Source organism: Sphaerisporangium album, assembly GCF_003323745.1.
Taxonomy (GTDB): Bacteria; Actinomycetota; Actinomycetes; order Streptosporangiales; family Streptosporangiaceae; genus Sphaerisporangium; species Sphaerisporangium album.
Window position 1 is genome coordinate 1 of the sequence record NZ_QOIL01000018.1, and the last position, 20,106, is coordinate 20,106.

The window sequence follows — 20,106 nt, forward strand, 5'->3', positions numbered from 1 at the left end:
GTTGGTGAAGTTGAACTGGCCCCGGTTGGGCTCGGTGGCGTCGATCTTCATCTCGTTCTCGGCCGTCACCATGTCGAACTCGCGGCCGGCGATCGTGGTGTACGCCGAGTCGCCGAGCTTGCCGGCGTTGATCGCGGTGCCGAAGTACCGCCCGCTCTGCGCGGCCGCCGCGCCGAGCGTGCTCGCCGCGGCGTCGGCCGCGTCGGGTACCGACAGCGCCGTGATCGAGCCGAGTACGCCGAGTGTGCAGAGGATGCCGGCGACAAGGGGCCGACGTAGGCCGCTCAAGGACGGCCGCCTGGTAGGCGGAGGTATGGCGTTCGAGTTCATGACTGAGCCTCCATAGTGAAATCACGGGAAATGGGGAGATGCGGGGCGCTCGCGAAAGCGACGCCGTGCTTCCCGACGAGGGGACGCACACCACCAGGGCGTCGCGAACGGCGACCCCTGCCTTTGCACCGCCGCCGCGCAGGGGAAGATCTCCTGGGAGACTCAGTGTGGAAACCTCTCTGAAACTTGTCAAGCATGTCAGAAATTTTCGGTACTCCTGGCGTCGCACGTGCGTGACATCGGCTCGAAGTGCCAGGTGGGTTGGGCTGAAACTTTCGCCGCCCGGTGCGCGACAGTGACCATGATTGAAAGTTTCATCACCAGACCCTGGAGATGAGGCGGGCCATCTCGATGACGCCAGATAAGCCCCCCACGGTCCCCGCGCGGTCGGTACGGGCACGCCGCGGACCTTGACAGGGGCGGTCCGCCTCGTATTAGCTCCGCCCACGCCGCCTCCAACCGATCGACGGAGAGGGGACTTCACCGGTAAGACGAAATGTGAACGTTAACGACGCCTCGCGGCCCTGTCCGCGACGGGCGGACGCCGTGCGCCCCGGACAGATACCACCTATCTGCCGTCCGGCTGTCCGGCCGGCGGCCTGCGCGGCGTGCAAGGCCCTGTCCAGGTCGCGCGCGAGGTGCTGCGAGCACTCGGCCAGGAGCTTGGGCCGGCCGACGAGCACGGCGTGACCGTCGACGATGCCCTGCACGCCGAGGCCTTCCAGGTTGGCGAAGTCCTCGGGCGTGGGAAGTTTGCCGAGGCGCAGAGCCGCTAGTGAGTGGCGATTAGTTTGGGATGGCTTGTACGCCGGGGGGTAGTTGGGCCCGTTCCTGGGCGTCCAGGAACGCTTTGACTACTGCGGCGTCTGAGCGGCGTCTGGTCCAGAAGAGGGCGACTTCTCGGCGGGCGGTGGGGGAGTCTATGGTGCGGATCGCGAGGCCTTCGGTGCTGGTGGTCTCCAGGGCGAGGCGGTTGATGACGCCGATGCCGAAGGCGGAGCGGACCAGTGCGACCAGGGTCGCCGGCTGGTCGGTGAGGTAGGCGATGTCGGCTCGTCCAGCCTCGTCGCCGAGGGTGTTGCGCAGGTCGAATCCGCCGCCGTCGTCCTCGCTGCCGGCCGGATTGCCGATCAGTGGCCGCTGCAGGATGTCGTCGACGCTGACCGAGGTCCTCTGGGTGAGGGGGTCCTGCTCGCGCATCACGGCGACGATGTCCTCGCGCCAGATGGTTCGATGGCAGAGCGTGGTCTCGTGCATCTTCGGGAGCAGCGGCCGGAACGCGAGGTCGACGGCCCCGCTGACGACCATTTCCTCCAGTGTCGAGGCGGTTCCCTCGTGGAGCTCGATGGTGATGCCCGGGTATTTCGACGTCAACTCCCGTAACACCGAGGGAAGGTACGTCGAGCTGACGCTCGGGTAGCTGCCGATCTTGACGTGCGCGACGAAGTTGTCGAGCGTGCTGCGGGCGGCCTCGATGCCGCGTTGGAGCTCGAGGAGGGCGTTCAGGGCGTGTCCGCGGAACAGCTCACCCGCCTCGGTCGTGCAGATGGGGCGTGCCTTGCGATCGAAGAGGGTCACTCCGAGGGCATGTTCCAGGGCTGCGATGTGGGCGCTGACTCGCGACTGCGACAGATGCAGGCCGAGGGTGGCGGCGCCGAATCCGCCTTTGTCCGCCACCGCGAGGAAACTGCGCAACCAGGCGGTCTGCAGCGACATGGCGTCCCGCGGATCGCGTGGGGCGAGGTCGACGATCTCGTCGGCGGGGTGATCGTTCGAAGAGGACGGCGAGCCGTTCATCCGTCCGCCGTTCCCGCTTGAGCCATGGCGACGAGCTCGGCCAGGTGGAGCACCCGCGTTCGCAGCCGAGCGCGGCGCACCGCTTTGATCAGCTGACGCTGGCAGCCTGGGTTCACCACAACCAGGAAATCTAGATTAAGTTCGGCCGGTTCCGCCATCTTCGCGGTGCCCAGCTCGTCGGGGTCAAAGACGTTCGTCATGAATGAGTTTCCCGGGGTTGAGGATGCCCGCCGGGTCGAAAGCCTGCTGATCCGGGCCGGCAGGGCGGTCTGTCGACGCGGCGAACCAGTTCAGGTAGGCGTGAGCGTGGCACGCCGACGTCCTCCAGCATGGTCGCGCCGCCCAGCCGGGCCAGTGCCGGCAGCGCGCAGCGCCGCGCTGCCGGCAGTGCTTCCGACTCGGCGGCCGCTGCGGCGACCTGCACTGAGGTGGCACCGTGCTCTGGCATGAGCTCGGCCATCTCCCGTACGGTCCGGGCCACCTCATCCGGGCTGCTGTTCGACGCACCGACGATCCTGCGCAGGTCGGCGGAGATCGCTCGGGCATCGGCGACGGCCGGAGTCCTCATGCCGCCGTCATCCCTCCGTCGAGGACGAGTGCGGCCCCGTTGACGAACCGGCCCTCGGGCCCCGCGAGGAAGGCGACCATGGCCGCGATCTCGTCCGGTGAGCCCATGCGCCCGTCCAGTTGCCGCGCCGCCATCGCGGCGCGGGCCGCTACCGGATCCGGCGCGTTCGCGAGGATCTTCCCGATCCACTCGGTCTCCACGGTTCCGGGGCAGATCGCCACGCAGCGGATTCCTTCGCGTGCGTGGTCGACGGCGACCGCTCGGGTGAGGCCGACCAGCCCGGCCTTGGACGCGCAGTACGCCGCCCGGCGAGCCAGCCCGACCTGACCGCCCACGGAGGCGATGTTGATGATCACGCCGCTGCCGCGGTCGAGCATCAGCGGCAGGGTGGCCCGGATGGTGAGGAACGGTCCGGTGAGGTTCACCGCCATGACGCGGTTCCAATCCGCGTCACTCGTCTCCAGTACGGTCGCGGCCAGGCCGATCCCGGCCACGTTCACCAGCACTTCCGGGGCGCCGACGGTGACGGCGATCTCCCGGGCCACCGACCCCACGGCCAGCGGGTCGCACAGGTCGACGGTGAAAGGGTGCGCCAGGCCACCGGTCTGCTGGATCAGGGTGCCCGTCTCGGCGAGACCGGACACGTCGAGATCCATCATCGCGACCTCGTAGCCGTCGCGGGCCAGGCGCAGAGCGGTGGCGCGGCCGATACCGGAAGCCGCGCCCGTCACCACGGCGACGGTGCTCATGAGTACACCGTTCCAGGCAGCGAACCGTCCATGGCGTATCCGCCGTCGACGTCCAAGCAGGCGCCCGTGGTGTAGCACGCCTCCGCGGACGCGAGGTAGGCGATGGCGGAGGCCACCCACTCGGGCGGCGCGATCTTCCCCAGCGGGATCTTCGCCGTCAGAGAGCTGACGATCTCGGGGGTGTAAATGGGCTCGCTCATCTTGGTCCGGGTGGCGCCCGGGCGTACGCAGTTCACCGTGATGCCGGAGGGAGCCAACTCCGATGCCATCGTGCGGGTCATCGCCTCGAGCCCGCCCTTGGTCGCCGTGTAGGGCGCGGCGTTCGGCTCGGAGACCACGGCGTGGACCGAGGAGACGTTGACGATGCGGCCGGGCGTGCCGTGCTCGACCATGATGCGAGCGACGGCCTGGCTCAAGAAGAAGACCCCTGTCAGGTTCACCGCGATGACGCGATCCCAATCGGCCCGTGAGACCTGAAGGAAGGGGGCGATATGCAGGATTCCGGCGACGTTGGCCAGCACGTCGACCTGCTGGAACTCCCCGCGCAGGTACTCCTCCAGTGACCGCGCCGCATCCAGGTCCGCGACGTCCAGGTCGAGCAGGCGAAGGCGCCCCTCTACGTGGTCGGGCCACGGCGTGGTGTGCTTCAGATCGACCGCCACCACCGTGGCTCCCTCGCGCAGAAACCGGACCGCCGTCGCCCGGCCGATGCCGGAGTCGGCGCCGGTGACGATGGCGACCTTCTCGCTGAATCTCATGCGATGACCTCTCGTGCAAGGCGGAAGGGGGTCGACGGCCGCCCCGGGGTGTCGGCCTCGCGCCGCAGTACCGCCCCTGACAGCGGCCACATGTCCAGTTGGGAGGAGCTGAGGCCAATGGACGCCGAGGTGATGTACATCGTCTGGAGCTGCGGTCCGCCGAAAGCGATGCTCGTCGGACGGATGACCGGAACCCGCACCTGCTCGGCCACGACGCCATCGGGGGTGAAACGGGTCACGTGGGCTCCGTCCCAGAAGGCGCACCAGACGTCACCCGCGGCGTCGACCCGAAGCCCATCGGGGATACCGCGGAGCGACGAGGTGTCCGCGAAGACCCGACGAGCCGTCGCCTCCCCTGACTCGACGTCGAAGGCGTACCGGTAGATCACGTCGTTGCGGGAGTCGACGAAGTATGTCCACCGCCCGTCCGGCGACCAGTCGATGCCGTTGGAGCAGTAGAACCCCTCATCGATGACGGTGTAGGCGCCGTCGCCGTCCAACCGGTAGAGCCGGCCCTCGGGCCGCGTCTCGCCGTCCTCAAGCGAGCCGGTCCAGAACCGCCCGGCAGGGTCGACCGACCCGTCGTTGAACCGGCAGGCCGGGCGGTCCGCCTCGGGGTCGGCCAGGAATGTACGGTCGCCGGTACGGACGTCCAGGAGATGCCAGCCGGAACGCATACCGGCGACGAGCACATGCGGATCATCCGTGAGGCCGAGGCAACCGACCTGGGTCTCGACATTGATCTGTGCCGGACGCCCGGCGTCGGCGGCCTGGGTGAAAACGGTTCCCGCGACGATGTCCACCCAGTACAGGGTGTCGATCCGCGCGTCCCACAGCGGCCCCTCACCCAGGGTGGCCCGGCCGTCCCAGAAAACTGAGGTCATACAACGGCTCCCATCCGCCACGGCACGATCTCCTCGGTGCCGAACCCGAGCGCCTCGGACTTGCTCGGCGTACCCGATGCCATGTCCACCAGGGCCTCGAACAGCAGGGTTCCATAGCGGATCTGGTCTTCCCGCGACATCGCCGGGCCCGCGTCGAAGTCCATGTCGGCGCGCATGTGCTCGTACAGCCGGGTCGTCGTGCTGATCTTGAGGCAGGGGGTCGGGCGCGACCCGAAGACCGACCCTCGGCCGGTCGTGAACGCCAGCAGGTTGGCCCCGCCGGCGACCATACCGGTCGCCGAGACCGGGTCGTAACCGGGGGTGTCCATGAAGGTCAGCCCTGGGGCGGTGACCGGGGCGGCGTAAGCGACCACGTCGTTGAGCGGGCTCGTACCGCCCTTCAGGACCGCACCCAGCGACTTCTCCCAGATCGTCGAGATGCCACCGTCCCGGTTGCCCTTGGACGGGTTGTTGTCCAGCTCCGCGTCGTTGCTCGCCGTATAGGCCTGCCACCAGGCGATCAGCTCGTCGATCCGGTGGGCGACCGCGGGCGCCTCGGCCCGCTTGCGCAGCATGTGCTCCGCACCGTAGATCTCGGGAGTCTCACCGAGGATGACCCGGCCACCGGCGGCCACCAGCAGATCGGCCGCCACGCCCAGTGTCGGATTGGCCGTCAGACCCGAGTAGGCGTCGCTGCCGCCGCACTGCAACCCCAGTATCAGCTCGTCGACCGGAATGGGCTCACGCCGCAGGCCGGCGAGCTGCGACGCCATCGCCGCGATGGAGTCCAAGGCGGCGTTGACGGTGGCGGCCGTACCACCCAGGTCCTGGATGGAGAGGGTCTCGACGGCCAGGCTGTCGCCGAAGATGTTCTCCGGCTGGTTGATCTCGCAGCCCAGACTGACCATCACCACTCCGGCGATGTTCGCGTGCCTGGCATACCCGCGCAGGGTGCGGCGCAGGATGTCATCGCCGGCGGTGCCCTCGGCCATACCGCAGCCCAATTCGTGGGTGAGAGCGATGACCCCATCCAAACCAGGCACCCTGACCTGGGCGTTCGCGGCCTGTGCGACCATCCGGGCCACCGTCGAGGAGCAGTTCACCGTCGGAAGCACGGCAAGGTAGTTACGGGTCGCGGCCCGGCCGTCGGGTCTGCGATAGCCGAGGAAATGGTCGCGCGTCGGGACGGCCGGCGGAGACCACAGCGATGGCGTGGAGGGGACCGTCCCGAGGCCGACGCTCTGCGGCCCGACCCCGAGGTTGTGCATGTGAACGTGGGCGCCGGGCAGGATGTCCTGCAGCGCGACGCCGATGACCTCGCCGTACTTGCGAACGGCCGCCCCCTTGGCGACGGCGCGCACGGCAACCTTGTGGCCCTCCGGGATGTCATCGATCGCGGCGACGACGCCGTCGACCACCTGCACGAGCGTCCCGCGGCCGAGGTGCTCGCGGGCAAGCCCTACGTCGTCCACGCCCTCCAGCGGAACCAAAGGGACGGCGACATCGGCCGGCATCGGTGCGGTCATCCAAGATCCAGCCAATGCGCGAACATGCCGAACCAGTAATCTTGAAATCGTTCAAGTCCAGATTCAGAGGGTGTCACGCAAGTCACCCTAGTTCCCGGGGCAACGTCAGATGAAGCGCGAGTAACAGAACGACGTCATCCGTCCCACGAATAGTCACAGGCCAGAGCCGGAATCCGAATGACGCCCATTCGGATAACGGTCTCCATGATCCGAATACCTGAGGTTAGTGTGTCGAAACAATCCAAGCAGGGTCCGGGAGAGGCAGGAACATGAAATTCGCACGGCACGGTGAGCCCGGCCACGAATACCCGATCGTGAGCGGTGCCGACGGACTCTGGCGCGACCTCACACCGATCGCTCCGGACGTGACGCCGGACCTGCTGTCGCGATCGGAACCCGAGCTCGGCCTTGAGGCGTTGCCGGTCGTCACCCGCCTGGAGCGGTTCGGACCGCCCCTCACCGGTATCGGAAAGATCATCTGCATCGGGCTGAACTACAGCGATCACGCCGAGGAGACCGGGGCCGCCCCACCACCCGAGCCGATCATCTTCCTCAAGGCCCCCGACACCGTCGTCGGCCCGCAGGATGACGTGCTGATCCCGCGCGCGTCACGCAAGACCGACTGGGAGGTGGAGCTCGCCGTGATCATCGGGACGAGGGCGCGCTACCTGACCAGCCCCGACGACGCCCTGGCCTGTGTCGCCGGGTACACGATCAGCAACGATGTCAGCGAACGCGAATTCCAGCTGGAACGAGGCGGCCAGTGGGACAAGGGCAAGAACTGCGAGACCTTCAACCCCCTCGGACCGTGGATCCTCACCGCTGACGAGGTCCCCGACCCGCAGAAGCTGAACCTGCGGCTGTGGGTCAACGGACACCTGCGCCAGAACGGCACCACCGCGGACATGATCTTCGACGTGGCCCACCTGATCTGGTACGTCAGCCAGTTCATGGTCCTCAACCCCGGTGACGTCATCAACACCGGCACGCCCGCGGGTGTCGCCCTCGGCAGCCCAGGCCGGCCCTACCTGCGCGCCGGCGACGTGGTCGAGCTGGAGATCGACCACCTGGGACGCCAACGCCAGAATCTCCGGGCCACACCCTGAACCTGAGGGGGCCGGTCGCGGTCTTCATTCCGAGACCGGCCTTCGTGCGTCCCCGTCAGAGGATCTGCTGCCATTTCTGGTTGTTGCCGTTCCCGCATGACCACAGTTGGACGTTCTGGGCGTTGTACAGGTCGGCGTCCAGGCAGAGCTTGGAGTCGACTCCGCGGATCGTCCCATCGGAGAAGAAGAGCCACTTCTGGTTGGCGTTGCCCAAGCAGTCATGGATGACGACCCGGGTGCCGTTGGTCTTGCCGAATCCGAAGGCGTCCAGGCATTTCGTGCCGTTGTAGACGGTGATCGTGCCGTTGGACTGCCTGGTCCATCGCTGGTTGTCGCCGTTCCAGCAGTCCCAGACCTGGAGCTGGACACCGTTGTTGTGTGAGATGCCGGGTATGTCGAGGCACTTGTTATAGAAGACGTTTCGCAGCTGGCTCGTGCCCGAGACGGATCTGCCCCAGGCGTACTTGAGGCGGTCGACGGCCGTGGGGTTCGGCGTCCACAGCGGCAGGTTGGTGGTGCCGCCGTAGAACCCGCTGTAGAGCCTCAGGATGTTGAGCGAGTCGTGGTCCGGGCTCGTGGTCCTGCCGCCGAGGCCGTGGCACCAGATCGCACCCAGGTGGTAGTCGTGGATGACATCGGTGATGGCGCGCAGGAACGCGACCTCCTTGGGGGTCGAGCCGCTGGGGGTGGCGTTGTAGTTGATGCCGTTGTCGGCGTCCGCGCCGAACTCCTCTATGACGGTGCGTGAGGCGCAGTTGCCCATGAGGGTCGTGATGTCGCTGACCCACTGGTCGTAGGTCCGCGCAGCGTATGGAAAGGCATAGCGGTGCATGGCGAGATAGACACCGTTGAAGCGGGGGTCGTTACAGAGGGGCCGCAGGTCGCTTCCCCAGCCGCCGCCATCGAGTTGGGCGCCCTCAATGAGCATCCGGTACCTGGGAAAGCCGGCAGAACTCACGCGGGCTATCCAATTGGCGGCGAAGTTCAGCCACTGGGGGGTGGTGAATCCGATAGGCTCGTTTATCGGGTCGAAATAGATCTGGGGGTTGTTCACGTACCTGGCGGTGAGGGTGTCCCACATCTGGTTCCAGGTGGGCAGGTAGCTGTCGACGACCTTGTTGCTACCGTCTTCCACCCAGTAGGACAGGATGACCTTGAAGCCCCTGGCCGTCGCGGCGTCGATGACGCCGTTGTAGGTGTTCCAGGCCGTGGTGGCGGGGTTGATCGGCAGCCGGACGGTGTTGGCGCCCAGGTCGCTCTGGAACGTGGCGAACACGGCGTCGGCCTTGCTTCTGGCGGCGTTGTAGTCGTCGTTCGCGGACAGCCCCTGCAGGACGAGCCGGTCAGAGCTGAAGTTGTCGCCGAGGCGGGACCAGTGCACGCCCTGGAACTGGCTGGGGTCGAGGGCGGGGTCCGCGGCGGCCGCTGATGCGCCGGACATGGCCAGGAGCGGTGTCATGACCAACGTCATCAGTGCGGCCAGCACCCAGGCCGACGTGCGGCGGCCGAGGCGGGTTCGGGCAGGAACGGATGGGATGGGATGGGGGCGCGGCATGGAATTCCTTTCCGCTCGGCGCGCGAAAATGGCGGATGGAGTTCGATTGGCCACTAGCGCGCGTTAACAAGTTTGAAATGAACGTATCCACGCTTCCTTGAGGCGTCGATAGCGTTTTTCGGAACTCGCCGATCTGTGCCGCGAATGTCATTGAGTTTCAGGGTCCGCGCCTCAGCCGACGGTGGAGTCCATCGGCGGACGCGGCGATGAAGATGATGACGCCGGTGACGATCTGCTGGTCGAAAGAGGCCAGGCCGAGCAGGCTCATACCGTTGGAGAGAAATCCGAGGAAGAGCACGCCGATGCCGGTACGCAGCAGGCTGCCCCGTCCCCCGGTCAAGCCGGTGCCGCCCAGGACGACGGCGCCCACGATGTTCAGCAGCAGCGGGCTCCCCATGCCGGCGCCTGCTCCGGCGAGCCCGGAGGTCAGAACGATGCCGGCGATCGCGGAAAACAGGCCCGCGACGGCGTAGACACTCGTCTTGACATGGGTGACGCTGACGCCGCTGATGCGAGCGACCTCGACATTTGCTCCAACGTGCAGGACACGCCTTCCCCACGCGGTGCGCGTCAGGACGAGTTGCGCGATGGCGTACAGCACGACGGCCAGCCACACGGAGTACGGAACCCCGCCAGGCCCATCGATACTGAAGCCGATGAACCCGGAGGGGACCGGGGCGATCGTCTTGCCATGGCTGAGGAGCGTGGTCCCCCCGCTCACGACATAGAGCGCGGCAAGGGTCACGGCGAACGGGACGACAGGCATCCTCGCCACGACGGCTCCGACCACAAGACCTATCGCGGTTCCGGTGAGCAGTCCTGCCGCGACACCCGCCGGGACGTTACCGGTGCTGGTGATGATCCAGGCGCCCGCGACCCCGCTGGCGCCGATCACGCCTCCGGTGGACAGGTCGATGCCGCCGGTCAGGATGACGAAGGTCGCGCCGATCGCCGCGATCGCGACCACGGCGGACTGGCTGAACACGTTGGTGATGTTCGAAGGCGTCAGCAATCCATCGGTGAGCAGGCTCAGCACCGCGATGAGGACGACCAGCGCGGGCAGCATCGAAAGATCGGCGAACCACCCGGGACGCCGGGCCGGATCACGCAGCCACGACGTCCGCTTCGTGGAGTAGGTCGCAGGCACGGTGGAGGGCACGTCGGCGGTTCCCTCCCCGCGGACTGGTTCAGGCAACACAGCCCCACACCTGTGGGCTGGTCTTGGCGAAGCCGGCCTGGTTGAGGGTCAGCCCCTCCGTCTGGACGGTTCTGGGGTCGACGGCCTTCCCGCCCAGTGCGGTGGTGATCGCCGTGATGGCCTGCCGCCCGAAGTCGTCGACGGGGGTGGCGATGTCGGCGTCGAGGGTCTTGTCCCGCATGGCCTTGCATCCGTTCTGGTCACCGTCGATGGTCACCAGGAACACGTGCTTGGGATCTCCGACCGGGGCCAGCCGGTTGGCCGAGGTCAGCGCGGACTGCACCGACGGCAGCAGGAAGTCCGAGGGAACGAAGATCGCGTTGATGTCGGGGTTCTTCTGGAGCGCGTTGGACGTCCCGTCCAGGGCCTGGGCCGGATCCCAGTTGGTGGGGACCTGGCTGACGACGGTGACGTTCGGGTCGCCCTTGAGAGCGGCGTTGAATCCGTCCCTGCGGCCGATCGCGTTCTGGTCGGTGAGCGCGCCCACCAGCTCCAGTACCTTCAACGGTTTGGTCTTGGCCGCATTGGCGAACTCGGTCGCCGAAAGCCGGCCGTCGGCCGAAGGGTCGCCGGTGATCTGGAACGTGACGTTCTGCTGGTCGGCGACCGCCCGGTCGATGGCGACGAACGGGACGTTCTTGGCCTTGGCCAGGCTGATGGAGGAGGCGATCTGCTGGCCGTCCTGGGCGATCACGATCACCGCACTGACCTTGCGCGTCTGGATCAGGTCCTGGATCTGCGAGGACTGCTTCTGCGGGTCCTTGTCGGCGACGGCGAAGATGACGTCGTATCCGGCCGCCTTGGCCGCCTTCTCGATCGCCGCCTTCTCTGCCTGCCGGATCGCGTTGAGCAGATCGAAGCTCACACCGATCGTGACCTTCTTGGCGGACGCGCCCGCTTCGGACTGCTTCGCGCTCGAACCGCAGGCGGCGAGTACGAGACACGACGCCGTGAGCGCTGCCATGGATCGAATGATCGGGAAGGCTTTCATTGGGGGTTACCTTTCATTTCATGACGCACGATTCATGCGCTGGAAATCATCCGGCCCCCGCCGGACGATGAACGGCCAGGCAGCCGCAAGGTCTGAGCCAGGTTCCGCCACCGCATTCCGGCGGCGATGACCGCGGTGAGAAGGACGCCGCCGCGGACGATGTCGAAGACATAGGGCGAGGCTCCGGAGAAGACCAGCCCCGTCTGCGCGGTGGTGAGGACGAGAGCGCCGAGGACGGGGCCGGTGATGCTTCCCCGCCCCCCGAACAGGCTGGTGCCGCCGAGGACCACCGCCGTGATCACCGTCAGCTCGTAGCCGTCGCCGATGGAGGGCTGGACGGCGCCCAGACGTGCGGTCTGAGTAAGTGAGGCGACAGCGGCCAGCAGGCCCGCGAGCGCGTACGCACCGGCCGTCACCGTCCTGACGGGGAGCCCCCCGTTGAGGGCGGCGGCGCGGTTGGACCCCACGGCCTGGGTGTATCTGCCGAACACGGTCCGGCTGAACAGCATGCCCCCGCCGATGGCCGTCGCCGCGGCGAGCAGAACCGGAGCGGGGACGCCGAGGAGGCTCCCTGTGCCGATACCCCGCAGGTGCGCGGGCAGATCGATGTTCTGCTGGCCGGTGATATGACCGCCGGCACCTCGGAAGACCTGCATCGAGGCGAGGGTCACGATCAGGGCGGGGACCCGGGTCATCGCGACCGCGACCCCGTTGAGCAGGCCCATGAGCAGTCCCGCCGCGGCGATGGCAAGGAACACCACACCGGTCGGCGCTGAGATGAGCGCCTGGCTGGACTCGATCGCGGCTGCCAGGAACAGAGTCGAGCCGACGGATAGGTCGATTCCCGCAGTCATGATCACGAATGTCGCGCCGACCGCGGCGATGATCAGCGGGCTTGCCTGGATGGCGATATTGCGAAAGTTCGCCGTCGTGCCGAAACCGCTGTAGAGACCGGAGAGAGTGAGGAGCAGCACCACCCACACCGGCAGAAGTGGCTGCCGTCGCAGAGCGAGAACAGACCATTTGTAGGCAGATTTCATCGGGCACCCCCAGTGGCGAGCCGGATGACGGCCTCCTGGGTCGCCTGCGACCGGTCGAGAATGCCGACCAACCGGCCATCGTGCATGACACCGACGCGATGACTCAGCCCGAGCACTTCCTCCATCTCGGAGCTGATGAGCAGGATCGCCGAGCCGGCTCGCGCGAAGTCGGCCAGATGCCGGTAGATCTCAGCTTTGGCCCCCACGTCGATACCGCGTGTCGGCTCGTCCAGAATGATCAGTTGGGGTCGTCTGCTCAGCCACTTGGCGAGGACCACCTTCTGCTGATTGCCGCCGCTCAGCGAACCGCCGCCCGCGTCCAACCCGCCGCGCGCGGTCAGGCCCACGGTCGTCGCGAGTTCTCGGGTGAGGTGGCGCTCAGCCGTATTGTCGAGCCATCCGAACGGCCGCAAACGGCAGACCGAGTCGAGGTCGACGATGGAGAGGCTTTCGCGGATCGGCCGCTCGAGGAACAGTCCCTCGTGCCGCCGGTCCTCGGTGACGAATGCGATTCCGGCACCGATGGATGCGCGAACGTCTCCGCGCCGCAGCGGCCGTCCGGCCACCTCGATCTGCCCGGCCCGGCCCGCGAGTCCGAAGATCGCCCGGGCGACCTCGGTACGGCCCGAGCCCATCAGTCCGGCCAGGCCGAAGATCTCGCCCCGGGCGATGTCGAACGAGATTCCTTCGACCCGGGAGTCGTCGCTCAGGTCACGTACGGACAGCGCGATCTCGGGCTGCGGTTCCGGAAGCTCCGGGTATCCCTGGGCGAGTTCGCGTCCCACCATGAGCGACTCGAGGGTGGGGCGGTCGAGCTCGCCGGTCGGTCGGTCGGCCACGAGTCGCCCGTCGCGCATGACCACGACTCGCCGACTGAGTCTGAAGATCTCCTCGAGATAATGGGTGATGTAGAGGACCGCCACCCCGTCGCTGCTCAGTTGCTCGACGATCCGCATGATCAGCTCGCGTTCGGCGAGATTGAGCGAGGCGGTCGGCTCGTCGAACACGATGGCGCGGGGTTCGGCCGCCAGGGCCTTGGCGATCTCTACCAGTTGACGCTGCCCGGCGGAGAGTTCACGCACGACGGCGTCGGGACCGAAACCGGCCCCGACTCGCTGAAGGATGGGGGCGGTGGCGCGCCGCAGGGCCGCGGGCCGGACCGTCATCGCCCGGGAGGACCTGAGATGGCCGATGAAAATGTTCTCGGCGACCGTCAGGTCGGGAAATAGGCTGGTCTCCTGGTGCACCGTGGCCACGCCCGAGTGCCTCGCGCCGGCTCCCGCATGGGCGCCCTCGCCGCCGATACCGACGTGCCCGGAGTCGGGCCGCAGAGTTCCGCCGATGATGTTCTTGATGGTGGACTTGCCGGCACCGTTCTCCCCGGCCAAAGCAACGACCTCGCCATTCGAGACCGTGAACGAGACGTCATCCACCGCGACGACACCGCCGAACGACTTCGACAGCCTGCTCACCGTGATCGCGGCCACCGGACTCACCACGCTTGGTTCACAGCCACAGGCATGAGGTCCTCCCATAAGTCCGAAACGCCATTCATCTGGCAATGAGCCTTGCGACGTTCCCGAGCGGTGTATTCGCCTGCGGGAATGCTGTAGAACGTTAAGGCCCGAGGTCGAGGCTGTGAAGCGCATGTTTCAGCAGGCAACGATCCGGTAAGCGAATCAGCCGCTCCCTGGCCCGCGCCGCCCGCCGGGTGCTCGATGCCCATGGCCGGCGGCGTTCGCGGTAGTCGGCGTTGCGCTCGATGCCGGGGAACTCGCGGTCGCGTCACCGCGGCAGTCCCCGTTGCGCCGCTGCCGGACGTCGGCGTTGACCCGCAGCCAGATCCGGCCGCCGGAGACCGACGCGCTCGCGGGCTCGGGTGCCGACCACCTGGTGTCGTCGGGGTCGTGGTTCCACTCCCACCGCGGCCCGAGCGCGCTCGTGGACCGGATCCAGCCGTCGGGGGAGAAGCACGTCGACAACCGGTTCCGGTGCCCTGACCCCCGCGTGTCGTGATCGGTCCCGCTGACCTGGAAGTTCAGGACCATCCGGACCGATCCCGGGTCATGAAAATTTCAACGAATGCATCGGCCAGGTTCTCCGCCTGCGGTCAAGGAGTATGAGCGACCCGCGGCGGCCCCTGCGGGAACCTTGCAAACATAATACGTATGGTCTTATATTTCGACGCGATGAACAGCTCGTCAACATGACCGTCCAGACAGGGACACTCCTTCGGCGTGTACCTCACGTACATCTACTTCTCGACGCCGAACACCGCCAAAGGAGCGAGTTTGAAGGTCACCGGCTACCGCAGCCTGACGACGGAGCACGACTGGGGGCGACCTATCGGCGACGCCAACGGGGTCATGCCGGACTCGCGTACCGAGGTGCACGTGCTCATCGTCGAGACCGACAGCGGTCTTGAGGGGGTCGGGGTGGGCCCGCACGGCGACATCGACCGCGTCTTCGGCGCCGTCGAGGGTGAGGACCCGCGGGCCGTCTCGGCGCTCTACGACCGGATGCTGGCGCGGGTCTTCAAGACCGGCCACTCGGGCGCGACGTTCGGCGCGATCGGCGCGATCGACATGGCGCTCTGGGACCTCAAGGCGAAGGCGGCCGGCGAACCGCTCTGGCGCACCCTCGGCGGCCTGGACCGGTTCGTCCCCGGCTACGCCTCCGGGCTGGACATCGCACTCGACGACGACGCCTTGGCGAACCTGTACGAGCGCTTCGCGGACCGAGGCTTCAGCGCCGGAAAGCTCAAGGGCGGCCGGAACCTCGGGCACGACCTGCGCCGGCTGGAGGCGTTGCGGGACGTCCTCGGGCGCAACTCGGCGCACCCTGCCCTCATGTTCGACGCCAACGAGTCGTGGAACCGCTCGCAGGCCGTGCGGTTCGTCACGGCGCTGGAGCGCACGGTCGACCTCACCTGGATCGAGGAGCCGGTGCGAAGGTGGGACGCGGCCGGACTGGCCTCGGTCCGGCGGGGCGTCCGCGCCGCCGTCGCGACCGGCGAGAATCTCACCGGCCTTGAGCAGTACCGGCCGCTCCTGGACGCCGACGCGATCGACATCGTCCAGGTGGGCAACGTGTGGGGCATCACGCACTTCCTGCGAGTGGCCGCGGTGGCTCACGGCCGCGACCTCCCTGTGAGCCCGGTGGCCTACCACGCCAACCCGCTGGCGCACGCCGCCGTGGCGGTGCCCAACCACCTGACCTGCGAGGTCCAGGACCTCTCGTCTCCGGTCGGGATCGAGGTCGACCAGGAGTTCGCGGACGGAGGGATCGTCCTCGGTGAGGAGCCGGGCCTCGGCATCCGGGTCGACGAGGACCGGATCAAGGCCGTGCGAGCCGCTGGCCCGCCGGCCGTGATCTCCGGGCCCCATGTCCGTCCCGACCGGGCGGGTCTGCGTATCGTCCCCGACTCCCGCCAGGAGGAGCCGATCGGCGGCCCCGCGGTGGAGCGGGTGGGGTCGTGAGCGCGCGGCACCGCATCGAGCGTCACGCCCTCGTCGTCGGCGTCCGGCCGGAGCGCCGGGAGGAGTACCTTGAGCTGCATCGCAACGTCTGGCCGCAGGTCGAGGCAGCCGATCGACGAGATCTGGCATCTGTCGTGAGCCGCGTCCCTCGACCCGCACGTCATATCTGGAACAGGGTGACCGACCCGTGGTCGTGGCCGGCGGCGGCCGAGCCGGCCCGCGCCGTCCGGCCGACGTGGCGCTCGGGTGTTCTGGGCGGCCGTGGCGAAGGCCCTGGCTACCGCTGCAAACGTACGGGGTCGCTCAGTCCGGTGCGGCGGACGAGCCAGGCCTCGGTGATATGTGTGAACATCGCCTCGGCGGCGCCCGCGGGGTCTTGAGCCGCGATGCGTTCGTAGACGCGCCGGTGGCCCTGATTGGACGCCACGCACAACGCCCGCTCCGTGCGGCCCATGTAACGGGCGGTGTTGATGGCCTGGCTCTCCAGTGACCGGACGACACCGCGGGCGATGCGGTTCCTGGATGTCCGCATGATCGTGTCGTGGAAGGCGCGATCATGTTCGGCGTACGTGACGGGGTCTTCCACGAGTTCGTCCATGCGATCGACCAGCGCGCGCAGCCGATCGACGGTCTCCTGGTCCGCCAGGCGCGCGGCGACGTTCGCCATGTCGGACTCCAGCAGACGCCGGGTGACGACGAGGTCGTCGAGGATCGCCAAGGTCTCGTCTTCGGCGATGGTCGCGGCGAGGACGAGCTCGTCGAGCATGTCCCAGCTTGTGGGCGGGGTGATGATGGTGCCGAAGCCTTGGCGGACCTGTACCAGGCCCTTTTCCTGGAGGATCTTCACCGCTTCACGGATGACGGTCCGGCTCACCGAGAAGGTCTCGCACAGGTCGGCCTCACGGGGCAACGCCGTCCCGGGCGCGTGAACTCCGCGGACGATCCGCTCCACCAGCTCGACCGTGACCGCCTTGGCGAGATTGGCCGGTCGTCGCGCCCAGGCCGGGGGAGTGGTAGCAGTCACCCCTGCATGCTGTGATGCCGTCATGTCCCCTCCGGATGACGCGCCGCAGGCGGCGTCACGACTTGGCTCTCACTGTACTTCACCGCATTGACGTTACACGTCATACGGCTTATGACTGAGCGCTCTTCGCGGAACACGGACCTGGTCGAGGACATTGGCGCCCGCACTTCGCTCAATGGTCTCTCCCCGGGCCGCGATTCGGGAACGGCCACCGCCGGCCGCGATGAAACTTTCGCCGGCGGCGGCTGCGCGCGTCGGGCGAGATGACGTTCTGAACTGGGGGGTCGCCGTGCCCCTCGTGGGGGTGCGCACCTGCTCGCCCGCACCTATGTGCCTTCCTGGCCGCCAAGCCGGGGCGGCCGTCCGCCTTCATGTGGCCGCCGTCTCGGACGGCCCCTATTGACGAAGGACGTCATACGAATTACCTTCCGCGGCAGGCCGGTTGGGATCACCGGCCGCCCTGTGGAAAGTGAGCAGCGATGAGCAGCGAGCCCTGTGGCCGTGGGCGCTGGTCGCGGAGCGTGAGCGCGGGCTGCGAACTCGAAGCGACGCGGGCACCGAGACCTGGGCCGCACCCGCCGGATCGGCTGCGGTAGGCGCTCACCACACCCCCCACCCATATCAGGAGGTCCCAATGTTCGGATTGTCGTTACCTGCGCTGCGCAGGTTGGTGTCGGCCGGAGTCGCCGCGATGGGATTGACCGCCGCGGTCGCCCTGGTGGCGCCGGCCTCTCCCGTCTCGGCGGCGGTCACGACGCTCTACGCCTCCCCTTCTGGGAGCGGCACCGAGTGCACCGCCGCCCAGCCCTGCTCACTGGCGGCCGCGCAGTCCTCGGTGCGGGCGCGCACCGGCTCGATGTCCGGTGACGTCGTCGTGGAGCTGGCCGGCGGGGTGTACCGGCTGTCCGCGCCGTTGCGGCTGACCGCGGCCGACTCCGGCACCAACGGATATCAGGTGGTGTGGAGGGCGGCTTCGTCGGCACGTCCGGTGATCAGTGGCGCCAGGGCGGTCACCGGGTGGTCGCTCGCCGACTCAGCGAAGAACATCTGGCGGGCCAACGTCGGGGCAGGGATCGACACCCGGCAGCTCTACGTCAACGGTGCCATCGCCACGCGCGCGCGTACCCAGGTGAACCGGGCCGACTTCACCGCCGGCAACACCGGGATGAGGTTCGGCAACACCGCGCTGAGTTATCTGAACAACCTCGCGAACCAGAGCCGCGTCGAGATGGAGAGCGTCGGCTCGTTCACGGACCGCTACGTGCCGGTGCAGAGCATCAGTGGGAACCTCATCACGATGCAGCAGCCCGCCTGGAACAACAACAACTTCGGGTACGACACCTTCAGCAGCCCGCACCGGGCGGGCCCGCTCTACCTGGCCAACGCCTACGAGTTCCTCGACTCGCCGGGGGAGTGGTACATCAATCCCGGGACCGGAGTCCTGTACTACATCCCGGCCGCCGGGCAGAACATGAGCAACGTCAGCGTGGAACTGCCGGTGCTGCAGTCCCTGGTGAACGTCGGGGGCACCTACGACGCGCCCGCGCACCACGTCACCTTCAGCGGGATCACCTTCACCGGCACGAGCTGGCTCGGCCCCAGCGGCAACCAGGGTTACGTGGACCAGCAGACCGGTTCGTACATCGCCGGAAACTGGAGCTGGCCCGGCTTCACCGCCTGCCATGAGGGCTGCCAGCAGTTCGAGGCCACTCGGCCGAACTGGTTCCAGATGCCCGCCGCCGTCCAGGTCTCCGCCGCCAACAACATCACCTTCAGCGACTCCCAGTTCGTCAACCTGGGGCAGACGGCCGTGGGCATCGGAAACGACGCCAACGCCCACGCCAGCGGTGTCGGCCTCGGAGCCGCCAACATCACGGTCACCGGGTCCGAGATCGCCCGCAACTCGGCGGGCGGCATCGTGATCGGCGGCGTGCGCGCCGACGCGCACCACCCCAGCGACCAGCGGATGGCCAACCGGAACATCACCGTCAGCAACAACCGCATCCACGACCTCGGCCTTGATTACCGGGGCATCGTCTCGGTCCTGCCCACCTATGTCACCAACGCCACGATTTCCCACAACGAGGTCTACAACCTGCCGTACACCGGCATGTCGCTCGGGTACGGCTGGGGCGCCAACGAGCCCGGCGGCAACAACAGCTACACCAACCGCGGCCTGTACAACTACCAGCCGCGGTACACGACCGCCACCACCGCGTCGAACAACCAGCTCATCGGCAACTACATCCACGACGTCATGCAGCAGATGACCGACGGCGGATGCATCTACACGCTTTCGTGGAACCCGAACGCGGTGATCAGCGACAACTACTGCCTGCGGACCAACGGCTGGTTCGGAATCTACTTCGACGAGGGCTCCAAGTACTACACGGTCCGGAACAACGTCCTCTCCGCCATCGGCACCTGGGCCACCGCCAACTACTGGGGTGGCGAGAACATGGGCAACTTCACCGTCACCGGCAACTGGACGAGCAACAGCGCCACCAACGTGTCCAACGGCGACCGCGGCAACGTCGTCGCCAACAACGTCACGGTCACCAACGGCAACTGGCCCTCGGGCGCCCAGGCCGTGATGGCGTCCGCCGGGCCCCAGAACGGCACATCTCCCTCGCCGTCCCCCACTCCTGGCACCCCGACCGCGATCCGGGGCACCGGGTCGGGCAGGTGCCTGGACATCACCGGCGCCTCCCAGGCGAACGGGACGCAGGCGCAGATCTGGGACTGCAACGGGCAGGCCAACCAGCAGTGGACCATGACCAGCGCGAGTGAGCTGCGGGTGTACGGCAACAAGTGCCTGGACGTCAACGCCGCGGGCACCGCTGACGGCACGGCGGTGATCATTTGGGACTGCAACGGGCAGAACAACCAGAAGTGGAACTTCAACGCCGACGGGAGCATCACCGCGGCAGGCGCGAACAAGTGCCTGGACGTGTCCAACTACGGCACCGCCAACGGCAGCAAGGTGCACATCTGGACCTGCCACGGCGGCACCAACCAGAACTGGACCCGGGGCTGAGAGCCTGGACACCCCGCTGAGGCGGCCCGCCTCGGCGGGGCGTCCCGGCTTCCGGATCGGGCCA

Annotated in this window: 19 protein-coding genes and 1 pseudogene; 5 read left to right on the forward strand and 15 right to left on the reverse strand. The window is 67.6% G+C overall.

Going from position 1 to position 20,106, the window contains the following annotated elements:
- The 9 genes and pseudogenes from DQ384_RS28060 to DQ384_RS28095 form a co-directional block, all read right to left on the reverse strand.
- The coding region (locus DQ384_RS28060; RefSeq protein WP_245966837.1) for an endo-1,4-beta-xylanase at positions 1–288 on the reverse strand (288 nt) is incomplete at its 3' end.
- A 623-nt stretch (positions 289–911) separates the two neighbouring features.
- A pseudogene (locus DQ384_RS44270) lies at positions 912–1,103 on the reverse strand (hypothetical protein); the annotation flags it as partial.
- A gap of 13 nt (positions 1,104–1,116) precedes the next feature.
- Positions 1,117–2,127: a LysR family transcriptional regulator gene (locus DQ384_RS28070; RefSeq protein WP_114031892.1), complete on the reverse strand. Its 1,011-nt coding sequence runs from the start codon at positions 2,125–2,127 to the stop codon at positions 1,117–1,119.
- Entirely contained in the window at positions 2,124–2,327 is a 204-nt protein-coding gene (locus DQ384_RS41610) for a hypothetical protein (protein WP_181871464.1), read from the reverse strand. Before DQ384_RS41610 ends, DQ384_RS28070 begins: the two co-directional genes overlap by 4 nt.
- The gene (locus DQ384_RS44275) at positions 2,324–2,695 is read right to left on the reverse strand and encodes an FAD-linked oxidase C-terminal domain-containing protein (RefSeq protein ID WP_181871465.1); all 372 of its coding nucleotides are present in this window, start codon (positions 2,693–2,695) and stop codon (positions 2,324–2,326) included. Before DQ384_RS44275 ends, DQ384_RS41610 begins: the two co-directional genes overlap by 4 nt.
- Positions 2,692–3,444, reverse strand: a complete 753-nt coding sequence (locus tag DQ384_RS28080) for an SDR family NAD(P)-dependent oxidoreductase (protein WP_114031893.1) — start codon at positions 3,442–3,444, stop codon at positions 2,692–2,694. Before DQ384_RS28080 ends, DQ384_RS44275 begins: the two co-directional genes overlap by 4 nt.
- Positions 3,441–4,202 (reverse strand): SDR family NAD(P)-dependent oxidoreductase, encoded by a 762-nt coding sequence (locus tag DQ384_RS28085; RefSeq protein WP_114031894.1) that lies wholly within the window; start codon positions 4,200–4,202, stop codon positions 3,441–3,443. Before DQ384_RS28085 ends, DQ384_RS28080 begins: the two co-directional genes overlap by 4 nt.
- A complete protein-coding gene (locus tag DQ384_RS28090) occupies positions 4,199–5,086 on the reverse strand; it encodes an SMP-30/gluconolactonase/LRE family protein (protein ID WP_114031895.1) in 888 nt (295 codons plus the stop codon). The genes DQ384_RS28085 and DQ384_RS28090 overlap by 4 nt, the downstream gene beginning before the upstream one ends.
- A complete protein-coding gene (locus tag DQ384_RS28095) occupies positions 5,083–6,612 on the reverse strand; it encodes a UxaA family hydrolase (RefSeq protein WP_220183175.1) in 1,530 nt (509 codons plus the stop codon). Before DQ384_RS28095 ends, DQ384_RS28090 begins: the two co-directional genes overlap by 4 nt.
- 269 nt (positions 6,613–6,881) lie before the next feature.
- On the opposite strand from DQ384_RS28095, the gene DQ384_RS28100 reads away from it, so the two are divergent.
- Positions 6,882–7,718: a fumarylacetoacetate hydrolase family protein gene (locus DQ384_RS28100; RefSeq protein ID WP_114031896.1), complete on the forward strand. Its 837-nt coding sequence runs from the start codon at positions 6,882–6,884 to the stop codon at positions 7,716–7,718.
- A gap of 55 nt (positions 7,719–7,773) precedes the next feature.
- Here the strand turns inward: DQ384_RS28100 and DQ384_RS28105 are convergent, their stop codons facing one another.
- From DQ384_RS28105 to DQ384_RS28125, 5 genes are all read right to left on the reverse strand, one after another.
- On the reverse strand, positions 7,774–9,177 hold the full coding sequence (locus DQ384_RS28105) for a ricin-type beta-trefoil lectin domain protein (RefSeq protein ID WP_181871466.1): 1,404 nt from the start codon (positions 9,175–9,177) through the stop codon (positions 7,774–7,776).
- A gap of 253 nt (positions 9,178–9,430) precedes the next feature.
- Positions 9,431–10,339 carry an ABC transporter permease gene (locus DQ384_RS28110; RefSeq protein ID WP_147268925.1) on the reverse strand — a complete coding sequence of 303 codons (909 nt, stop codon included), beginning with the start codon at positions 10,337–10,339 and terminating at the stop codon, positions 9,431–9,433.
- A gap of 121 nt (positions 10,340–10,460) precedes the next feature.
- Positions 10,461–11,435, reverse strand: a complete 975-nt coding sequence (locus DQ384_RS28115) for a sugar ABC transporter substrate-binding protein (protein ID WP_181871467.1) — start codon at positions 11,433–11,435, stop codon at positions 10,461–10,463.
- Positions 11,436–11,494: 59 nt separating this feature from the next.
- On the reverse strand, positions 11,495–12,436 hold the full coding sequence (locus DQ384_RS28120) for an ABC transporter permease (protein ID WP_181871468.1): 942 nt from the start codon (positions 12,434–12,436) through the stop codon (positions 11,495–11,497).
- A 62-nt stretch (positions 12,437–12,498) separates the two neighbouring features.
- Positions 12,499–13,989: a sugar ABC transporter ATP-binding protein gene (locus tag DQ384_RS28125; RefSeq protein ID WP_181871469.1), complete on the reverse strand. Its 1,491-nt coding sequence runs from the start codon at positions 13,987–13,989 to the stop codon at positions 12,499–12,501.
- A gap of 340 nt (positions 13,990–14,329) precedes the next feature.
- Between DQ384_RS28125 and DQ384_RS28130 the strand changes: the two genes are divergently transcribed.
- The 3 genes from DQ384_RS28130 to DQ384_RS44280 all read left to right on the forward strand — a co-directional run bounded on the left by DQ384_RS28130 (position 14,330) and on the right by DQ384_RS44280 (position 16,361).
- Positions 14,330–14,518 (forward strand): hypothetical protein, encoded by a 189-nt coding sequence (locus DQ384_RS28130; protein WP_114031902.1) that lies wholly within the window; start codon positions 14,330–14,332, stop codon positions 14,516–14,518.
- Positions 14,519–14,739: 221 nt separating this feature from the next.
- A complete protein-coding gene (locus tag DQ384_RS28135) occupies positions 14,740–15,981 on the forward strand; it encodes a mandelate racemase/muconate lactonizing enzyme family protein (protein ID WP_220183176.1) in 1,242 nt (413 codons plus the stop codon).
- On the forward strand, positions 15,978–16,361 hold the full coding sequence (locus DQ384_RS44280; protein ID WP_220183177.1) for an L-rhamnose mutarotase: 384 nt from the start codon (positions 15,978–15,980) through the stop codon (positions 16,359–16,361). Before DQ384_RS28135 ends, DQ384_RS44280 begins: the two co-directional genes overlap by 4 nt.
- Here DQ384_RS44280 and DQ384_RS28145 read toward each other — a convergent pair.
- Entirely contained in the window at positions 16,259–17,005 is a 747-nt protein-coding gene (locus DQ384_RS28145) for a FadR/GntR family transcriptional regulator (protein ID WP_245966838.1), read from the reverse strand. The genes DQ384_RS44280 and DQ384_RS28145 overlap by 103 nt on opposite strands.
- Positions 17,006–17,696: 691 nt before the next feature.
- Here DQ384_RS28145 and DQ384_RS43175 point away from each other — a divergent pair.
- Positions 17,697–20,042 (forward strand): RICIN domain-containing protein, encoded by a 2,346-nt coding sequence (locus DQ384_RS43175; protein WP_245966839.1) that lies wholly within the window; start codon positions 17,697–17,699, stop codon positions 20,040–20,042.
- Positions 20,043–20,106: the final 64 nt, after the last annotated feature.

What these genes read in the sequence shown, in the direction of transcription:
- DQ384_RS28070 (WP_114031892.1), bottom strand. Translation starts at nt 2,127, where the DNA reads ATGAACGGCTCGCCGTCCTCTTCGAACGATCACCCCGCCGACGAGATC.
- DQ384_RS41610 (WP_181871464.1), bottom strand. Translation starts at nt 2,327, where the DNA reads ATGACGAACGTCTTTGACCCCGACGAGCTGGGCACCGCGAAGATGGCG.
- DQ384_RS44275 (WP_181871465.1), bottom strand. Translation starts at nt 2,695, where the DNA reads ATGAGGACTCCGGCCGTCGCCGATGCCCGAGCGATCTCCGCCGACCTG.
- DQ384_RS28080 (WP_114031893.1), bottom strand. Translation starts at nt 3,444, where the DNA reads ATGAGCACCGTCGCCGTGGTGACGGGCGCGGCTTCCGGTATCGGCCGC.
- DQ384_RS28085 (WP_114031894.1), bottom strand. Translation starts at nt 4,202, where the DNA reads ATGAGATTCAGCGAGAAGGTCGCCATCGTCACCGGCGCCGACTCCGGC.
- DQ384_RS28090 (WP_114031895.1), bottom strand. Translation starts at nt 5,086, where the DNA reads ATGACCTCAGTTTTCTGGGACGGCCGGGCCACCCTGGGTGAGGGGCCG.
- DQ384_RS28095 (WP_220183175.1), bottom strand. Translation starts at nt 6,612, where the DNA reads ATGACCGCACCGATGCCGGCCGATGTCGCCGTCCCTTTGGTTCCGCTG.
- DQ384_RS28100 (WP_114031896.1), top strand. Translation starts at nt 6,882, where the DNA reads ATGAAATTCGCACGGCACGGTGAGCCCGGCCACGAATACCCGATCGTG.
- DQ384_RS28105 (WP_181871466.1), bottom strand. Translation starts at nt 9,177, where the DNA reads ATGACACCGCTCCTGGCCATGTCCGGCGCATCAGCGGCCGCCGCGGAC.
- DQ384_RS28110 (WP_147268925.1), bottom strand. Translation starts at nt 10,339, where the DNA reads ATGCTGCCCGCGCTGGTCGTCCTCATCGCGGTGCTGAGCCTGCTCACC.
- DQ384_RS28115 (WP_181871467.1), bottom strand. Translation starts at nt 11,435, where the DNA reads ATGGCAGCGCTCACGGCGTCGTGTCTCGTACTCGCCGCCTGCGGTTCG.
- DQ384_RS43175 (WP_245966839.1), top strand. Translation starts at nt 17,697, where the DNA reads ATGGGATTGACCGCCGCGGTCGCCCTGGTGGCGCCGGCCTCTCCCGTC.